This window comes from Corticicoccus populi, from assembly GCF_042686195.1.
GTDB lineage: Bacteria > Bacillota > Bacilli > Staphylococcales > Salinicoccaceae > Corticicoccus > Corticicoccus populi.
This window is the reverse complement of record NZ_JBHUOQ010000001.1, coordinates 14984-33618: the sequence shown is the minus strand read 5'-3', so window position 1 is coordinate 33618 and position 18635 is coordinate 14984. Positions and strand designations below refer to the sequence as shown.

The following is an 18635-nucleotide window of genomic DNA, read 5'->3' as shown; positions in this document are numbered from 1 at the left end:
TCCTTTCAACTACTCTTCTTCATTAATTTTGATTAACGATAATAATACACTTTTAATATAATAATATAAATCAGAGAAAATTAAAAGAGCATAGAAGCGAATTTCACATTCTTTTCACTTCTATACTCTATTTTTTATTAAATTACTGCTTAATTCCTGCCTGTCGTTCTTCTTTTCTTGTCATCTGTTCATTTAATACTAATGCGATTGCGGCATCACCCGTAATATTGACTGCTGTACGTGTCATATCAAGCAGTCTGTCAATACCGATAATAATACCGATTGCAGCTGGATCAAGTCCAACCGCTGTCAGCACCATCGCAAGCATAACAAGACCGACACCCGGTACACCTGCTGTACCAATACTTGCCAGTGTTGCGACTAATACCACTGTCACCATCTGGCCGATAGTTAAGTCAATACCTGACAGCTGGGCAATAAACACTGTTGCGACACCCTGCATAATTGCGGTACCATCCATATTCACAGTCGCACCAAGCGGCTGAACGAAACTGGATACACTTTTTCGGATATTCAGTTTGTTCTGCGCAGTTTCAAGTGAAATCGGCAGTACTGCACTGGATGATGACGTACTAAATGCGACAGTCATCGCCGGCATAAAGTTCTTCACAAACCATAAGAACGGTTTTCTTGCGAGGAACTGTACAACAGACCCGTATATCAGAACAAAATGTATCAAGAGTGCGAGAAGCACACAGATGAAGTACATACCAAGCTGCTGAATCGCACCGAAACCTGCCTGTGTAAACGCAGTTGCGACCAGGCCGAACGCACCGATTGCTGCAAAGTATTTCATAATCGCAAGTACAATCCACATGATAATTTCATTTGCCTGCTCAAAGAGCTGTACCACACCGCCGATTTTCTCTTTTACGGCAATCATTGCGACACCAATGAAAATCGCGAAAGCAATAATCTGCAGCATATTATCTGTAGCCATTGCCTGGAACACGTTAGACGGAATTAAATCAATAATTGTCTGATCGACTGTCTGTTCAATCGCATCGCCTGTATCCCCTTCAAGTTCTGTTTCCCGGTATTCAGACACCTCATCACCATCAAGCAGCTCAGATTGTCCTTCACCCGGCTGAAATACCAATGCAACGACTATAGCGATAGTAATCGCAATCGCCGTAGTCACAAGATAAAAAGCAATTGTTTTAATTCCAAGGCTTCCTAAAGTTTTAGGATCGCCGACATTAAACACACCAAGTACGATAGAAACAAATACCACCGGCACAACCATCATAAATATCATACTCAAGAACAGCTGGCCGACAACATTAAATATGTACTGATCAATCCACTGTACCCATGTCTGGTCGCTCATTGTATTGAATAATGAACCCACCACGATACCTGCAATCAGACCAATCACTATGTACATGGTCATCCTGTTTCCTACTTTCATATTATCCCCCCGTTATTATGAAATTGTTATTCTATTTTCTTAAATTATACATATTCGCTTATAATTAAGCAATATTGTTTTTACAGGAGTCTTCTGAACACTCTGTAATATAAGGTTAAATCCCTACAATATTATATTTTATTGCATAAATTACCGCCTGGGTGCGGTCAGATACTTCGAGCTTATTCAGGATGTGGCTGACATGGGTTTTGACTGTCTTTTCACTGACAAACAACGTTTCACCGATTTCTTTATTCGATTTACCTTTGACAATTTCTTTCAGCACCTCAATTTCCCTCGCCGACAATGCATTTTTCTCATGCGGCATCTCACCTTCACTGTCAATAATCTCAAGGATATTCGGATGAATGACCCGCTCTCCTTTTATCACAGCCGTAATTGAATCGACAAGTTCATCCGCCTCCATTTCCTTAATGATATACCCATCTGCCCGGGCAGCGAATACCGGCCGGATGTACTCTTCACTCGTATAGCTTGAAAGCACAAGCACCTTCACTTTTGGAAAATCCACTTTAATCTTCCGGGTCAGTTCAATACCGTCCATTTCAGGCATGACAAGATCTAAAAGCACCAAATCCACCAACTCATGATGCACACTTAAATAATCAAGAGTTTCTTTCCCGGATCCGAAATCCTCCACCACATTAATATCGTCTGTTGTTGATAATAAAAACTTCATTCCTTCACGGACAATATGATGATCATCTGTTAATAATATATTGTACATATTCTCACTCCCCAAGCGGCACACGTGCCGTTACTGATGTTCCTTTACCCGGCGTGGAGTCAATATTTAATTCACCGCCGAGCTTGCGCAGTCGTTCACGCATATTACTGAAACCATAACTGGTCTCTTTTTTTGTATTAATGGTAAATCCACTTCCGTAATCCATAATTTTCAGTTCAAGTGCCCTGTCCCTGTTATCAATCGTAATATAGGCCTCTTTTGTATCTGCATGCTTAAAAATATTATTCAGGCTCTCCTGAATGACGCGGTACAGTTCAATTTCCACTGCATCGGAAACATTATAAAAACCGTCCATTTCAATACTTAAATCGAGATCAAGGATTTTGGCATATTCTTCTGTTGCCCTGATAATACCATTTTCCAGTCCAATCGGCTTCAACTGCCAGATCAGCGCGCGCATTTCCTTCATGGCATGTTTTGATGTATTTTCGATTGAATTAAACGCCTGGACGAGCTTGTCGCCGCCTTTCAGTGTTTTAGCGGCATGCGATGTGATACTGATTGAAAACAGCATTTGATTGACTGAGTCATGAAGATCACGGGCAAGTCTCTGCCGTTCACGAATGACGATATTCTCCTGCTCTTTAGCATTCAGTTCAATCCGTTTCAATGTTGAACCGATTTGAAAAGATACCGACTCAAGCAGATCCAGTTCATCTTTTGAAAACTCTGTCCGGTTCGGTGTCGCAACATTCAACAGGCCGTAGGATTCCTCGCCGGATATTAAAGGCATCGTTGCATGGTGCGTAATTTTATCCTGAATGTCCGGACTTTCCTTATTCGCACGGTCAAGCCTCGAACACACAAATATATTAGTCGCTGTTTTCAGTTCATCATTCTGATACTTCCGCACGCACCAGCAGTTGCCGCTGCATAAGTGGCGGCAGTTATCACGCCTTAACTCATCCGGCAGACTGTACTGACTGATCAGTTCGTGCTTACCTTCATGATTAATGAAAAAAATCCAGCCGGTATCAAACTCCGAATGGTCAATCAGCAGCTTCAATGCACCATCAAGCATCGTCTGAATATGCGTTTCTTCATTTAAAAATTCAGCAATATCTTTTAACAGCTGCAGTTTACTCTTCATATTTGCACCTAATTCCTATAAAGTTAATCAAATTGTAAAATCCTTGTCACCTATTATAATCACTATCTATTATAATGATAAAGTAACATTATAATTTTAGGAAGTACTCTGGAGGTCTGATATGAAACAATCCAAACTTTGGATGCAGCTGATGTTTTTAGTGTCACTCGTTGCGACACTCGGCTCACTGTATTTCAGCGAAATAAGAAATTACATCCCCTGCGATATGTGCTGGTATCAAAGAATATTGATGTATCCAATTGTGCTGATCATGCTGATCGGCTTGATTAGAGAAGACAGAAACGTTAGAATTTATGCACGTGCGCTCTCAGGAATCGGCATCCTTGTATCACTCAGCCACTACGGTATGCAGAAAATCACTTTCATCGGAGACAGTCTTCCTGCCTGCTCAGGTGTGTCCTGTACTGCGCAGTACATTAACTGGTACGGATTCATAACGATTCCATTTCTTGCGTTAACTGCTTTTGTATTAATTTTTATAATGTCATTTTTTATTAGAAATAAAGGAGAATAGTATGGGAAATAAGATATTTTACTTAATCATTGCCGTTGTTGTTGTTATTTTTGCAGGTACATTTTTTTACATGAATTCACAGTCAAATTCACCGGAATCACTGAGTGACTCCGGCTACTATCCATATACAGATATAGACCCTGAAGTGATATCAGGTCCGACTGTTGATACACTGGATGATGAAAACTACCACTACAATCACACACCGGATGAAATTGCGGACATTACACAGGAAGAAAGTGCATTTGTCTACTACTGGTCACCGACCTGCCCACACTGTCAGGCAGCTACACCACTTCTTATTGAAGCGTTTGACAATGAAGGGGCTGAACTGAATCAGTTAAACGTCCTTGAATATGAAGCATCGTGGCAGACTTATCAGATTGAATCCACACCGACACTGATTTATTTTGAAAATGGAGAAGAAGTTGATCGTATTACCGGCAACCCGGGAAATGTTGAAACTTACGAATCATTCATCTCTGAGCATTCAGGAGAATAATAATGAAATTATCCATTCATGAACACTTTAATAACATGTCCCTTGAAGATATGCTGAAAAGCCTGCATGTACCGAAAAAAGAAATGCATCTTCTCAGAATGTCAAAAGAAATTCTCGTAAACGGTGAACAAAAGCCGTTGAATACAGTCGTCCACACCGGAGATAAAGTCACACTGCCGGATGGGGATGAAAAGAGCCAGTACAAGCCAAGTTACAGAACATGTGACGTAATGTATGAAGACCGTTATCTGGCTGTCCTGTTTAAGCCGCGCGGTGTTAAAACACACCCCAACCAGCTGAATGAAACAAACACACTCTTGAATCATGCGGTCTACACACTGGACGTTGATTATTTAGAACCCGTCCACCGTCTGGATCAGGAAACTAAAGGTGTCATACTGGTTGCGAAACATCCTCTTGTGAAAAAGATGCTTGATCACATGTTGAGTGAGCGTGATATTAAACGGACCTATCTCGCGAGAGTGAGAACGAAAAAACTTATCCGCCCTCAAACCATTGAAGCACCAATTGCCAAAAATCCGAGAGAGCGTAACAAGTATCATGTGTCTGATAAAGGAAAAGATGCAGTTACTCATATTATCAAGTCAAAAGTCACAGATGAATTTTGTGAAATTGAACTTGAGCTTGAAACAGGACGTACCCATCAGATCAGGGTGCACCTGGACCATCTCGGACTGCCGATTATCGGTGATACATTATACGGTGGTGCCACACTCCGTGACCTTCAGCTCTTCAGTTACCGTATTGAATTCATACATCCGGTAACACAGAAAAATATTGTTGTTGAACTCGACAGAAACACATTGTAATTAAAACAGAAGTCGAAAAAGACGAATCTCTGTATCTTGAAGCCATGCTCTAAACTGAAGGTTCAGTTTAGAGCATGGTTTTTATCTTTGTCTTGAAACGGTGACTGTATTTGGCTTTAATTCTCAAATGATTTCGGAGCATTATCATTTAAAGAAATGTTTGTCATTCATATCAATACTCTTCGATTACTTTCCAAATTTACGTCTATAGGGACATTTTCTTTGACATATCCACACAAAATAAAAAATAGCTCACCAGTATATTTAAATTACTGATAAGCTGTGTTTTTAAATTATATAGCTTGTAACTCTTTTTCTGTCGGCGGGTTATCATAATCAATTTTAGGATTTATATGACCACCTAAAACACCTAAAGCGTCCAAATATTTGTCAGTACTTATATCTCTATCACCATTTTCTATCCTGGATAATTGCGCTTGTGTTAAAGGTATCTTTCTTATTTTAGCTAGCTTAATGACTTGTTTTTGAGTTAAGTTTAATTCAATTCTTTTTTTGTGCACCTCTATGGCTAATTGTACGGGCAGTGAATTTACATGTTCCTTGACTTCCGGTACTGACATCAGCGTATCCATTAGGTCAGTGAATGTTTTTTTTGTCATTTCAATCACCCTTTTAGTTAGTATAAAATTCTTTCATCATCTTCTCACTCTCAGCAGCAATATCTTCAAAATCCTGTGAAAAAGTACTTGTTTTTATCACTGCCTTAGTATAATAAATGATTTGATTTCCACGGCTGTCCTCTTCGTAAAAAAATATTGCTCTAAACGCTCCCACAGGTTTCCAGTTTATTCTTGTTTCTAACAATGGCTTATACTCGGTAAGCTCTTTGACAATATCTACTAAAGTAATTGTAAAGCCATCAGTGGATTTTGCATTTATAGTACTTAAATGTTCAGGCGGAACACCTGTTGTTTTCAAATGTTGAAAAACCTGGGCTATTCTTTTAGCCATTTCTCTATAATTTTTATCTGTCTGAGCTTTAGTTACTATGTCATGTATCAAGTCTATAACTTGTTGCTGACCATTTTCGTCTTCTAAAAATTCCATTGATATGTTTCTCATATTGTTTAAAATTATATCATATTCAACATATTATGTCTAAAATGATATATAAAATCTGAATAATAACTAAATATGATTAAAACCGAGGGTAAGAAGTACCTAATATTATAAGTTTAAAATTTTTACACTTATATATTTTCTACTTGTTAATAATTAATCCATCTCTATTACTATTAGTTCATCAACATATATCCAAGCTTCCCAATGTCAATCTCACTCATTTTACAATTCTCATCAAAAAAACAGGACCGGATATACCCCGGTCCTGTTTTGAATATTACTTTTTAAAACGTTTTTTAACTTTGGCAATTAAATTATTGCGTTCATATTTTATCGATTTTTCTGCAGCTACCACCGCATTTTTCATCAGCTCTTCCTGAACATTTGTCGGCGGATAATTATTTTTCACATATTCATACGTGCCGTCCGGCTTTTGATAACGTGCTTTTGTGTTATCTTTCAAATACAGCTGATTAATTTGTTTAAGTTCATTCATAATTCGTTTACTTTTCACCGGGAACAAAATTTCAACACGTTTAATCATATTCCGGGTCATCATATCCGCACTCGATAAGAACATTTTTTCTTCACCGTTATGACGGAAATAATATATTCTGGTGTGTTCCAAAAAGCGTCCGACAACACTGATGACACGTATGTTATCACTGACACCTTCAATGCCTGCTTTAACACAACATATCCCGCGGATGACCAAATCAATTTTAACGCCTTCCTGTGATGCCTGTAATAATTTCTTGATGATTTTCTTGTCGGTCAATGAATTCATTTTCGCAAAAATATAACCGTTGCCGTACTGTTTGTGGAGTTCAATTTCTTTATCAATATGACCACTGAACAAATCCCTGATTTCAAATGGTGCCACATGAAGTGCTTTATACTCAGGTTTTAATGAATAACCGCTTAAATAATTAAAGAAGTTAATCGCATCATCTCCGATATCGGAATCTGTCGTGATAATTCCCATATCAGTATATAATTTCGCTGTAGAATCATTATAATTTCCTGTTCCGAGATGGACAAAGCGGACGAGCTTATTATTGACACGTTTAACAACGAGCGTGATTTTACTGTGTGTTTTCAGGAAGTTCATGCCGTAAATGACATGGCACCCCGCATCCTCAAGCTCTTTTGCCCAGTGGACATTGTTTTCTTCATCAAAACGGGCTTTCAATTCCACAAGTACTGTGACCTGCTTGCCGTTCTCAGATGCTGTTTTTAATGCCTCGATAATCGGTGAATCACTGGACACCCGGTACAGTGTCTGTTTAATCGCGAGAACATCCGGATTAACCGCAGCCTCTTTCACAAAATCAATCACCGGCTGAAAACTTTCAAACGGATGATGGAAAAATACATCTTCCTTCAACGCTTTTTTATAAATATCATCATCCTGCAGAAACTTAGGTTCCTGCGCCGTAAACGGGCGGTACACCAATGATGGAAGCTGCTTTTTAAATCTCGATACTAATTCAAATAAAAACGTCAGATCTAACGGACCGTCAAACTTATAAACATCATCACCGTTCAGACTGAGTTCATTTCTTAGAAATGAGCCATTAATCGTCTTATTACTGCTGATATCAATTTCCAGACGGACCGCAGCCCCGCGTGTTCTCTCCTTTAGAAAACGCTCAATTTCAATCAGCAAATCCTGTGCGCCTTCTTCATGAATAGTTAAATCTGCATTCCTTGTGATTCTGAACGAAAATGTCCGTTTAATCGTGTACCCTTTAAACAGTTTATCCAAATGTTTTTCTATAATGTTTTCTGTTAAAATCACGTATGTCTTACCATCGTCTTCCACTTCATAAAACCGTTTAATTACTGTAGGGAGCTGAACGATAGCAGTCTGCTCTCCAAGATCATTGACTAAATCAACGAAAATGTTAATTTTCTTATTCATTAATTTCGGGAATGGACGGTATGCATCAATTCCGAGCGGCGTCAGTGAGGGAAAGATTTCAGTATCAAAAATATCTTCAACTTTTTTCTGAAGTGCCGATGACAGATCAGAAGGTTTTTTCATATAAATATTATAATCTTCGAGACATCTCGTCAGCTGATGATACTGCTCATACTGATGCTCACAGTTTTCCCTGTTCAGCTCATTAATACTTTCAAGCTGTTCCTTTGGTGTCAGCTGGGTTTTATTATCCGGCTCATTATAATTCATCTGCACCTGATCTTTCAGACCGCCGACTCTGACCATGAAAAATTCATCAAGATTTGAACTGACGATTGCTAGAAATTTCAGGCGTTCAAGAAGCGGGTTTGATTCATCCACCGCTTCTTCAAGAACTCTGTAATTAAAACGCAGCCAGCTGGTTTCCCGATTATTATAATATTCTTTGTTATCGAGTTTGTATGTCATCATATCCCTCCGCACTTTATTCTAAACGCGGCATATTAAGATTCTGTAAACGTAATGGTTAATTTCTTGTTAATTGTCTTCTCAATATGCTTTTTCTGTCTGTTTGCCTGATATTTCTCAGCAATCGGATCACCTTGATAGATAACATTCAATGTTAAACCGCCGTCACCGTCCTCAATATATAAATCCTGAACGATTCCCGTATTTGATATATTTAATGCATCGGAAAATTTTAAAATTCCGCCTAAAATCTGCAGCACATCAAGATCATCCTGATTAAACCATCCAGTCTCCCGTGCATAAAATTTAAGCAGTGTTTTATTTTTATAACTGGACATCAATGCGAGTCTCACCCGGTCACGATGCACAATTCCGTTAATATTGCTGTTTGCTATTAAATAGTATGTGTGCTGGCTGGTTGCATCACGGTCGATAAACTCACCCAGATAAAATACTTTTGCTGCATTTTTCATCAAATATTTATCGTGCTTTGAAATATCAATCAAGCCTAAACGTTCAAGCTCGTAATATATACGCTCCGCAATTTCCGACCGTTTCTTTGATGACAACGGGTTAATCTGAAAATCATTGGATAATTCTTTTAATGAATTCTCATAAACGCGGTATTTACTGAATGCCTCCGGATAATCCTCTGAAATGATGGACATTGCCATCCCCTCACGGAGACCTTTGCGGCTGAATTTAAATTCTTCCGCTTCAACCACATCATATAATGCCTGGAAGACCATCACACTCGGCAGGATAATATCACCCCGGTCTTTACTGAGACCATCAATATCATCAAGCTCGTCTTCATCCGCCCCGGTCAAAAGTTTATAAACATCGGACAACGCATCACGGTCCATCGAATAGCCGTGAACTCCTGCAATCGGGTACTCTGTCATGGACTGGTGAATCCGTGCAATGTTACGCGCACTCCCGCCGATAGCAATCACAGGTACACGCCGTTTTGACAGCCACCTTACAGAATCAAGCTGTTCTTTAATAAAAGCTTTCGTCTGTTCGATTGCTTCTTTATCACTGTGTTTCTTATCGTGGAAAAAGAGCTCCTTCAATGTCACGACACCAAAAGGCAGACTGACAGAGTAAACCAGTTCGTTTTCTTCAAAGAACGTGAGCTCTGTACTTCCGCCGCCGATATCAATGGTCACACCGTCTCTGTTACTGAGTGTGTGCACTACTGCATGGTAGCCGAAATACGCTTCTTCTTTACCTGATATCACTCTGACATCGAGGTCAATTTCGTCTTTGATTCGTTTGATAATTTCATCCACATTGACAGACTGGCGGATTGCTGCTGTTGCGACCGGATACAGCTCTTCAATCTTATATTTTTCTGCTACATCCTTATAGCTTTTCAGCGTCACGAGAAGGGAATGAATCCCCTCCTCGCTCATCACATTATCATCATCCAAAAAACGGGCAAGTCTTGCCGGCGTTTTTATATTCTGAATTTCTTTTAAGCCTGTATCATTATCATATTTAAATAAAACTAAGCGTACGGTATTTGAACCGATATCAATTAATCCAATTCGCTTCATAAATAAAACCTACTCTCTTGATTCAATCATATCCTCCGGACGAATCCATTCTTCAAACTGTTCATCAGTCAAAAGACCGGATTCAATCGCAGATTCTTTAAGTGTAATCCCTTTATTATGCGCATTTTTAGCAATTTTTGCCGCATTTTCATAGCCGATATGAGGGTTTAATGCCGTGACAAGCATTAATGAGTTGTTTAAGAAACGATCAATGTTTTCATGAATCGGCTCAATACCGACTGCACATTTGTCATTAAATGAATCAATACCATCACCAAGTAATTGTATAGACTGCAGTGCATTATAGAAAATCACCGGCTTGAATACATTTAATTCGAAGTTGCCCTGACTTGCTGCGAATCCGATGGTTGCATCATTACCAAACACCTGTGACGCCACCATTGTCAGCATTTCAGACTGTGTCGGGTTCACTTTCCCCGGCATAATGGATGACCCGGGCTCATTGGCAGGAATCTCAAGTTCTGCGATACCTGCACGCGGTCCTGAAGACAACCATCTGACATCATTGGCAATTTTCATGACATCTGCAGCAAGTGCTTTTATTGCACCATGGAAATAAACGACTTCGTCATGTGAAGTCAGTGCATGGAATTTATTCGGACTTGATACAAATTCATAACCTGTCTGCGTTGAAATCTCTCTTGCGACACGCTGTCCGAATTCAGGATGGGCATTAATGCCTGTCCCCACTGCTGTGCCTCCGATTGCGAGAAACTTCAACTGCTCTTTTGAATCATCAATCAGATTTTCACACTTCTCAAGCATGTATCTCCAGCCGCTGATTTCCTGTCCGAGAGTCAACGGTGTGGCATCCTGAAGGTGCGTACGTCCGATTTTAATAATATCTTTAAAATCATTCTCTTTTTTAAGGAATGTATCTTTTAATCTTAAAACAGCAGGGAGAAGAATCTCCTCCACCGCCTGCATCAGTGCAACATGCATCGCTGTCGGATACGTATCATTGGAACTTTGGGATTTATTAACATCATCGTTCGGGTGAACCCGTTCTTCGATCCCTTTTTCTTCGAGATACTCATTCGCAACATAGCTCACGACCTCATTTACATTCATGTTGCTTTGAGTACCGCTTCCCGTCTGCCACACAACAAGTGGAAAATGTGCGTCCAGCTCACGGCTGATAATTTTTTCACAGGCATAAACAATCGCATTTTTTTTATCATCAGAAAGTTTCCCCAGCTGATTATTTGAAATGGCTGCTGCTTTTTTTAAATGTGCAAATGATACGATGACTTCAATCGGCATCTTTTCTTTGCCCACCGGGAAGTTCTGACGGCTTCTTTCGGTCTGCGCCGCCCAGTACTTATCACTTTCAACTTTAATTTCACCGATTGTATCTTTTTCAATTCTGTAAGACAATGAAAAACCCTCCTAGAAATATTAGTATATATAAATATTTTATACTAATTTCCTGGAGAGTTCATCTCTTTATGCATTATTTTTGATTTCTTCTGAAAAGTCTTTCAAAATAGCAGACTGTACCTGTCCGTCTTTTACCGGTCAGGCAAATTTATAGCTGTAGTATTCTTTAATATCTTCATCCAATTCTGCTGCCGCTTCAGTATCGAGAACTACTGTGACCATGCGGTGGGATTTAACACTGCTGTATCCGCCTGCATTATTCTCTGATGCATTATATAAATCTTTAACCGCTTCTGCACTCTCTTTTCCTGATGCTGCAATCACAATTTCCCTTGCACCGAATAACAGCTCATTGTTAATGGATTGAGTAAATCCGAGTTTACTGTCTTTATCCAAATATAAAAGCGCCAGATTTACTGCTTTTTTATCTTTTAATATGTGTTCAAGAGAGCCTTCCTTGCCATCTGTGTAAAATTGGCCGGATGGAATAGAAAGCTTATTTAATATACTGATATCACCGTCATTATTCACGGTAGTGATGTATACTTGGGATAAATCTGCAGGGTAGCGTTTAATTTCACCGACAAATTTCTCATATGTCCATTCGAGATCTTTGTGGTTTTCAAGTGCCAGTACACTGTTTTTATTGCTGTGAACCTGTTTTCTTAATAAATCAGCCGCGTAGGCACTGACTGCTTCTTTATCATTGAATATTTTAAAATTCATCGCCATGGTGATTCCTCCTAGTTTTAATACTGTTAAATTTAGTGTACCCGTATTCTTTCATTTTATAACACGATTTTATTATATCCTATCTTTTTAAATATGGTACAATGGTTTATAATAATGAATATGTAAAGAGTAAACAGAGGAGGCAATTACCATGGATGCATTTTTAATTTTAATGGTATGTATTGCATTTTTAGCTGCAATCTTAACAGCTTGCCGTGAAACAGAATACGGCTATAAAGACGATGGAAAAAAAGAAATCAAATAATCTTCTGAAACGGTGCTGACATCAGTACCGTTTTTATTATGTATATACCTGTTTTATCTCCTCTTAAACTGTAATTCTCTGATATTTTTATTCCTGCTTAAAATTACTGTACAGGCTTTTAAACTCTTCTCTATTGATGAAACATTTCAAGTTTTCTGTTATAGAATGTTTATATTATTTCATACAGGGCATATCTATACAGTAAACAATTAAATACGGAGGAGATTTTTTGAGTTACAGAAGAGAATCAATTGTGATTGGATTTGCCTACACAGGTGTCGTTGTAGGTGCAGGATTTTCGACAGGACAGGAAATACTGCAGTTTTTTACAAACTACGGGACATGGAGTTATGCAGCAATTATTCTTTCTGCCCTAGTTATCATGTTTATCGGCAGACAGGCATCAAAGGTTGGATACAGGCTTAAGGCCGACTCCCACCAGCTGCCCATTTATGCAATGTTCGGGACAAAAGCCGGTAAAGTCATTGACTATGTCCTTGTATTTTTTCTGTACGGGATTGCAGTCATTATGCTTGCAGGCGCAGGTTCTGCCTTTCATGAAAGTTTCGGTATATCACCATGGCTCGGTTCATTAATAATGCTCGTTGCAGTATTTGCAACTTTACTGCTTGATTTCAATAAAATTATGGTGGCACTCGGGGGCGTAACGCCTTTTCTGGTTCTTTTTATATTAATCATTGCTGCCTTTAATATTTTTTCACCGTCAATACCTTTCAGTGAAGTCAATGAACATACTCAGATTGACCGTTCACCAAGTGGATTATGGTGGTGGGATGCTGTTACTTACAGCGGCCTCACACTGGCAACAGCTTTCAGTTTCCTGTCTATTATGGGGTCGGAAGCATCAAAACATAAAGCGGCAAGACGCGGCGGTATTGTCGGCGGTATTATTATTATGTTACTTATGTTCTTAATTAACGGCGGGTTGCTTGCTAATATTGAAGAAGCAAACAATGCAGCACTGCCGACACTGCTTTTAGCCAATGACGTTCATCCTGTAATTGGCATCGGACTTTCTATTGTAATGCTCCTTGTCATTTATAATACAGCAGTCGGCTTAATGTATCCTTTCCTGACACGATTTTCAACACCTTACTCCAGGAAGTATAAAGTATTGATGACAATTGGATTACTTTTCGGCTATCTTTTAAGCTTCGTCGGGTTTGTCGATCTCGTCAATATTTTCTATCCTATTTTCGGCTATATCGGCCTCTTAATCGGTGCAGCTCTGACTGTCCGCTGGTTCATGAATAAATTCAGTAAAAAGAAACTCGTATAACAAAAGGTTCGGACAAATTGTCCGAACCTTCTTATTGTCCTAAATACCCTTGTTTCTTTAAGACATCATGAACATCATGACGCTGCTTTTTATTGAGCATATTAACCACCTGATCACTCCAGGTTTCATCTCTTTTGCCGTTCGTACGTGCCTTATAGTAATCTTGAATCGACTGATCATATGCTTCAATCGCTTCTTTCGTTTTCTCGAGACCGTCATACGTATTTTCATGATAGACTGTTTCAAACGGCAGACGTTCTTTCACACTGCCTTCCTGATCAGGATATCCCGCAACCATACCGAACAACGGGAATGTCCCTTCCGGCAGTTCCAGAATATCAATGACACGCTGCATATCGTTTCTGAGTGAACCGATATAGCAAATACCAAGGTCCATACTCTCTGCTGCCACTGCTAAGTTCTGTGCCGCAAGAGAAGCATCCACAATACCGACGATTAAACTTTCTGTCGTATCAAAAGAGATGGGTGTCCCCTTCTCCTCAGACAAACCTTTATGCCGGTTATAGTCTGATACAAATACAAACAAATGTCCGTTATCTTCAACATAAGGCTGTGTACTGACTTCGCGCAGTGCTTTCTTTTTGGCAGGGTCAGTCACCCCAATGATTGTATAGGACTGTACGTAACTTGAAGTGCTGGCACTCTGTGCCGCTTCAACGAGTGTGCGTATCGTTCCTTCATCCAGTGTTTCTGATGTGAATTTACGGATGGAACGGTGGTTTTTCAATAAATTAATCACTTCGTTCATGCTTTCCCTCCTAATGTAATTCAGGATAATCCTGCTGTCTTAAAGCTTCATATATTAAAATAGATGCTGTGTTGGCTAAGTTGAGTGACCTGACATTACCTGTCATCGGCACCCTTAACAGTGTGTCCTGATGCTTCTCTCTCACCCAGTCCGGAAGCCCTGAACTCTCCCGCCCGAACACAAAATAATGATTCTCTTTTGTGTCTGAATAATCAAGATCTGAATGCGGCTTCTTCCCGTACTTCGACAACATATAATATTTACCGCTGGTCTTCTCAAAAAATTCTTCAATCGAATCATAGTAGACTACAGTAATAAACGGCCAGTAATCAAGACCCGCCCTTTTCAGCATCTTGTCATCCGTACTGAAGCCAAGCGGGCGGATCAGGTGCAGATGTGTATCGGTTGCTGCACAGGTCCGTCCGATATTTCCTGTGTTTGATGGAATCTCCGGTTGATATAAAACAATATGATTTGGCATTAAGTTCCTCTTCCTTCTTAAATCTCTGTCTGTTCCTGGATACCTTTAAGCATCTCTTCTTTCACTTCACTGTCCGTCTCTATTTTAAACCTTTCATTAATATAATCAAGCGCCCCGCTGCCGAGAATCCGACCGATCGCCCAGTAGGCAGTCCCTTTAATCATCGGTCTCGGATCATTTTCCGCCACGCGTTTTAATGTGTCGACTGCGGATATTTCCTTAAAGTGTGCAAGCGCAATGATGGCATTTCTCTGAATGGGCTTTTTCCCTCTCCAGACACCGGCAAGGTGTCCGTATGTCTCCTTAAACTCTTTATTGGATATTTCAAGGAGACCGGTTAACTCAGGCTTTAAAATTTCAGGCTCAAGTACGATGTCGTCATGTGTAGTATTAATACCTTTATTTCTCGGGCATACCTGCTGGCAGGTATCACAGCCGTATAGACGGTTGCCGATCTTAGAGCGGTATTCATCTTTTAAATATCCTTTTGTCTGAGTTAAAAATGAAATACATTTCTGGGAATTTAACTGTCCGTCACCAATCAGCGCCCCTGTCGGACAGCGGTCCACACATATGTTACAGTCTCCGCATGAATCAATTAATTCTTCGTCCGGCGGAAACGGGAAACTGACCAGCATCTCCCCAAGGTAGGACCATGTGCCGAGATTTGGATTAATGATAAAACCGTTTTTACCGGTAAAGCCGAGGCCGCTCCGCCTCGCGACTTCTCTGTCGCTCAATACACCGGTATCCACCATCGATTTACATTCAACTTCCGGTGCCTGTTCTTTAATAAAATCCTCAAGTGCCGTGAGACGCCTCCTCAAAAGTGTATGATAATCCACCCCCCACGATGACCGGGCGAACATCCCTCTTCGTTCTCCTCTTCTGCTCTTCGGTGCATCCGGCAGTTTATTCGGATAGCCGACCGCGATTGAAATAATGCTCTCTGCACTTTCCAGGCTTCGTTTTGGTTCTGTACGCTCCTCAACTGTGCCTGTTTCAAAGCCGGAGGCATACCCTTTTTTATAATAATCAATGAGTTTCTCCTTAAACTCATAAAAAGGTTCAGCATGTGTAAAACCAATCTCATCAATGCCGATTGTATGCGCAAAATCAATGACTTTCTGCTTAAACTCATGACGGTCCAAAAAAATTCCTCCCTCCATACATTTGAAATATTTTCATTTATAGTCTATAGTTAGGTTATTAAATATTAAAGAGGTGAACTGCAGGACGATGATTTAAGATTATTCTTTTTCTCATGACATAACGATGCTTGTTTAACATGCACAATTTTATGTCGAATCAGGATAATCAGATTAAAGCCCTGCAATTGAAACCTTTCAATTCAACTGGTGTATAATGCACTATATTATACCATATCGGTGTCTTTTTCTGTCTCCTGATTTGTCAGTAAATCAAGGAGGTTTTTTTATGTTCCAAATTAAAAACACATTACTCGAAATTAACGGTGAGACGCTGATAAATGTCCCCGATATTAATATTGAAAACGGCAGAACCATCGGTCTCATCGGTCCGAACGGCAGTGGTAAGTCTACACTGCTCCATTATATTAAATCCCATTCCGGTGCAACTGATGACATCATTACACTAATTCCTCAGCTGAAGGATACAGGACTTGAAAAAAGTGGCGGAGAGACCACTAAACTTTATCTTAAAGAAGCATTCAAGAGACCGGCAGGCGTCATTCTTTTGGATGAACCGACTACTCACCTGGATGAAAATAATACTAATTGGCTCTACCAGCAGCTGACCGGAATCAATGCAGCAATGATTATTGTTTCCCACGACCGTGACTTCCTGGATAAAACTGTCGATGAAATCTGGGCGGTAGAAGATAAAACGCTGAATATTTACCCGGGCAACTATACAAAGTATAAAGAAATTAAAGCAAATCACTTAAAACAACAACAGAGTGAGTATAAAAAATACCGGCAGGAAAAGGCACACCTAGAGGAAGCAGTTGAGAACAAAAGCCGGCAAGCTGACCGGGCGAACCGAGTGTATGATAAAGCAAAAGGCAAATATATCACAAAGGAAACACCTTATTTCAACAAAATGCAGCAGCGGCTTCATAAGGTAAGTAAAGGCATAGAATCCCGTTTAAATCAATTGGAGGAAAAAGAAAAGCCGTTTGAAGAGAAAGCGGTCCGTTTTCATAATGAACAAGTGCAGTCTCTCGGTAAAAAAACAATACTCCGAATGGAAAACGAGACACTTTCCGCCGGCAGCAGAACGATTCTGAAAGATATTTCATTTTATATCACTGCCGGGGATAAAGTCAGTATTACCGGGCCGAACGGCAGCGGTAAGACGACTTTTCTCAGCCGACTATATGAAAAGCACAAAGATACTTCTTTAAAAATTGGATACTTTTATCAAAAACTCGAATCCCTGGATACAACTTTGAGTATTATCGAAAATATCATGAATACTTCCCGGTATAGTGAGACAGCTGTTAGAACCATGCTTGCAAGGCTCAATATAAAAAGAGATGATGTCTATAAGACAGTCAACGTGACAAGCGGCGGAGAGCGTGTGAAAGTACAGCTGATTAAACTGCTGACCGCAGATCATCAGGTACTTCTTTTAGATGAGCCGACTGATTTTCTCGACATTAATACCGTTGAAGCATTTGAAGAGATGCTGACCGCCTATCCCGGAACGATAGTACTCGTCTCACATGATAAGCGGTTCAGGGAAACGGTCACTGACCGGTCCTTCCGAATCAAAGCAGCCCGATTGAAAGAAGAGATTACAGTGACAGAACGTGATGCGGAGACAGACTCACTGATGATTATTGAAAATAAAATCAGCGAGGTCGTCGGCAGATTATCCATATCCCCGACCCCGGCGCTCGAAAAAGAATTTGATGAACTGATAAAAAGAAAAAAGCAGCTGCAAAAGTAAGGTGTATAAACGGATTCAAGCTTCCAGGGAAATAAATTTATTTCCCTGGAAGCTTTTTTAATTCCTAAAAAAATTTACGGATGATTGTCTCAGTAAACCAATCAGCTGACGACTTCTTCCCCATTTATTTCTATATGCGATTCTCCCCAGCTGCACATATTATCTAAAATCGGTTTTAAAGACCAGCCGTAATCTGTTAAGGAATAAATAACTTTTGGAGGAACCTGTTCAAAAACTTTTCTTTTGACCACCCCGTCCGCTTCAAGTTCCCTTAACTGTTGTGTCAACATCTTCTGAGTAATACGGGGCATCAATTTTTTGAACTCATTCGTCCGTTTCTCACCTTTAATCAAGTGACAAAGAATGACCACTTTCCATTTCCCGCCAATCACATCTAATGTGGCTTCTACCGGTATATTATATGCCATATTGTTTTTCTCCTTAATCTACAGGGATGTATTCGTCCCTGACTCATTTTAAAATACAGACTTTTCACGTTTAGAATGATGGAACTATAATATCACATGTTCATATTAAAGCAATCTTTTCAGCACAGGC

The 18635-nt window shown here is 39.8% G+C and carries 18 protein-coding genes; 5 read left to right on the top strand and 13 right to left on the bottom strand.

The window, feature by feature from the left end:
* Positions 1-142 precede the first annotated feature (142 nt).
* The 3 genes from ACFSX4_RS00265 to ACFSX4_RS00255 all read right to left on the bottom strand — a co-directional run bounded on the left by ACFSX4_RS00265 (position 143) and on the right by ACFSX4_RS00255 (position 3291).
* Positions 143-1432 carry a dicarboxylate/amino acid:cation symporter gene (locus tag ACFSX4_RS00265; protein ID WP_377770389.1) on the bottom strand — a complete coding sequence of 430 codons (1290 nt, stop codon included), beginning with the start codon at positions 1430-1432 and terminating at the stop codon, positions 143-145.
* A gap of 115 nt (positions 1433-1547) precedes the next feature.
* On the bottom strand, positions 1548-2180 hold the full coding sequence (locus ACFSX4_RS00260) for a response regulator (RefSeq protein ID WP_377770387.1): 633 nt from the start codon (positions 2178-2180) through the stop codon (positions 1548-1550).
* Between the two features lie 4 nt (positions 2181-2184).
* Complete coding sequence (locus ACFSX4_RS00255) at positions 2185-3291, bottom strand: GAF domain-containing sensor histidine kinase (protein ID WP_377770385.1); 1107 nt, start codon at positions 3289-3291, stop codon at positions 2185-2187.
* 121 nt (positions 3292-3412) lie between these two features.
* Here ACFSX4_RS00255 and ACFSX4_RS00250 point away from each other — a divergent pair, with 121 nt between their 5' ends.
* Genes ACFSX4_RS00250 through ACFSX4_RS00240 form a run of 3 tightly spaced genes read left to right on the top strand, consistent with a single transcriptional unit; the run spans position 3413 to position 5158 of the window.
* Complete coding sequence (locus ACFSX4_RS00250; protein WP_377770383.1) at positions 3413-3826, top strand: disulfide oxidoreductase; 414 nt, start codon at positions 3413-3415, stop codon at positions 3824-3826.
* Between the two features lies 1 nt (position 3827).
* On the top strand, positions 3828-4328 hold the full coding sequence (locus ACFSX4_RS00245; RefSeq protein WP_377770381.1) for a thioredoxin family protein: 501 nt from the start codon (positions 3828-3830) through the stop codon (positions 4326-4328).
* A 2-nt stretch (positions 4329-4330) separates the two neighbouring features.
* A complete protein-coding gene (locus ACFSX4_RS00240; protein ID WP_377770379.1) occupies positions 4331-5158 on the top strand; it encodes an RluA family pseudouridine synthase in 828 nt (275 codons plus the stop codon).
* A 293-nt stretch (positions 5159-5451) separates the two neighbouring features.
* Here the strand turns inward: ACFSX4_RS00240 and ACFSX4_RS00235 are convergent, their stop codons facing one another.
* From ACFSX4_RS00235 to ACFSX4_RS00210, 6 genes are all read right to left on the bottom strand, one after another.
* Complete coding sequence (locus ACFSX4_RS00235; protein WP_377770377.1) at positions 5452-5778, bottom strand: helix-turn-helix domain-containing protein; 327 nt, start codon at positions 5776-5778, stop codon at positions 5452-5454.
* A 13-nt stretch (positions 5779-5791) separates the two neighbouring features.
* Entirely contained in the window at positions 5792-6226 is a 435-nt protein-coding gene (locus ACFSX4_RS00230; RefSeq protein WP_377770375.1) for a hypothetical protein, read from the bottom strand.
* 292 nt (positions 6227-6518) lie between these two features.
* Positions 6519-8633, bottom strand: a complete 2115-nt coding sequence (locus tag ACFSX4_RS00225; RefSeq protein WP_377770373.1) for an RNA degradosome polyphosphate kinase — start codon at positions 8631-8633, stop codon at positions 6519-6521.
* A gap of 35 nt (positions 8634-8668) precedes the next feature.
* Positions 8669-10195, bottom strand: a complete 1527-nt coding sequence (gene ppx, locus ACFSX4_RS00220) for an exopolyphosphatase (protein ID WP_377770371.1) — start codon at positions 10193-10195, stop codon at positions 8669-8671.
* A 9-nt stretch (positions 10196-10204) separates the two neighbouring features.
* Positions 10205-11593: a class II fumarate hydratase gene (gene fumC / locus ACFSX4_RS00215; protein ID WP_377770369.1), complete on the bottom strand. Its 1389-nt coding sequence runs from the start codon at positions 11591-11593 to the stop codon at positions 10205-10207.
* A 141-nt stretch (positions 11594-11734) separates the two neighbouring features.
* A complete protein-coding gene (locus tag ACFSX4_RS00210) occupies positions 11735-12328 on the bottom strand; it encodes a hypothetical protein (protein WP_377770367.1) in 594 nt (197 codons plus the stop codon).
* A gap of 494 nt (positions 12329-12822) precedes the next feature.
* Between ACFSX4_RS00210 and ACFSX4_RS00205 the strand changes: the two genes are divergently transcribed.
* Positions 12823-13893: a YkvI family membrane protein gene (locus tag ACFSX4_RS00205; RefSeq protein WP_377770365.1), complete on the top strand. Its 1071-nt coding sequence runs from the start codon at positions 12823-12825 to the stop codon at positions 13891-13893.
* Positions 13894-13924: 31 nt separating this feature from the next.
* Here ACFSX4_RS00205 and nfsA read toward each other — a convergent pair whose 3' ends face one another.
* From nfsA to queG, 3 genes are read right to left on the bottom strand one after another with little or no spacing between them, the layout of a single operon-like run.
* The gene (nfsA, locus tag ACFSX4_RS00200; protein WP_377770363.1) at positions 13925-14662 is read right to left on the bottom strand and encodes an oxygen-insensitive NADPH nitroreductase; all 738 of its coding nucleotides are present in this window, start codon (positions 14660-14662) and stop codon (positions 13925-13927) included.
* Between the two features lie 10 nt (positions 14663-14672).
* A complete protein-coding gene (gene trmL / locus ACFSX4_RS00195) occupies positions 14673-15143 on the bottom strand; it encodes a tRNA (uridine(34)/cytosine(34)/5-carboxymethylaminomethyluridine(34)-2'-O)-methyltransferase TrmL (protein WP_377770361.1) in 471 nt (156 codons plus the stop codon).
* A gap of 17 nt (positions 15144-15160) precedes the next feature.
* Positions 15161-16294, bottom strand: a complete 1134-nt coding sequence (queG, locus tag ACFSX4_RS00190; RefSeq protein ID WP_377770360.1) for a tRNA epoxyqueuosine(34) reductase QueG — start codon at positions 16292-16294, stop codon at positions 15161-15163.
* A 286-nt stretch (positions 16295-16580) separates the two neighbouring features.
* Here queG and abc-f point away from each other — a divergent pair, with 286 nt between their 5' ends.
* The gene (gene abc-f / locus ACFSX4_RS00185) at positions 16581-18077 is read left to right on the top strand and encodes a ribosomal protection-like ABC-F family protein (RefSeq protein ID WP_377770358.1); all 1497 of its coding nucleotides are present in this window, start codon (positions 16581-16583) and stop codon (positions 18075-18077) included.
* 101 nt (positions 18078-18178) lie between these two features.
* On the opposite strand, the gene ACFSX4_RS00180 is transcribed toward abc-f, so the two are convergent.
* Positions 18179-18505 (bottom strand): winged helix-turn-helix transcriptional regulator, encoded by a 327-nt coding sequence (locus ACFSX4_RS00180; protein ID WP_377770356.1) that lies wholly within the window; start codon positions 18503-18505, stop codon positions 18179-18181.
* Positions 18506-18635 lie beyond the last annotated feature (130 nt).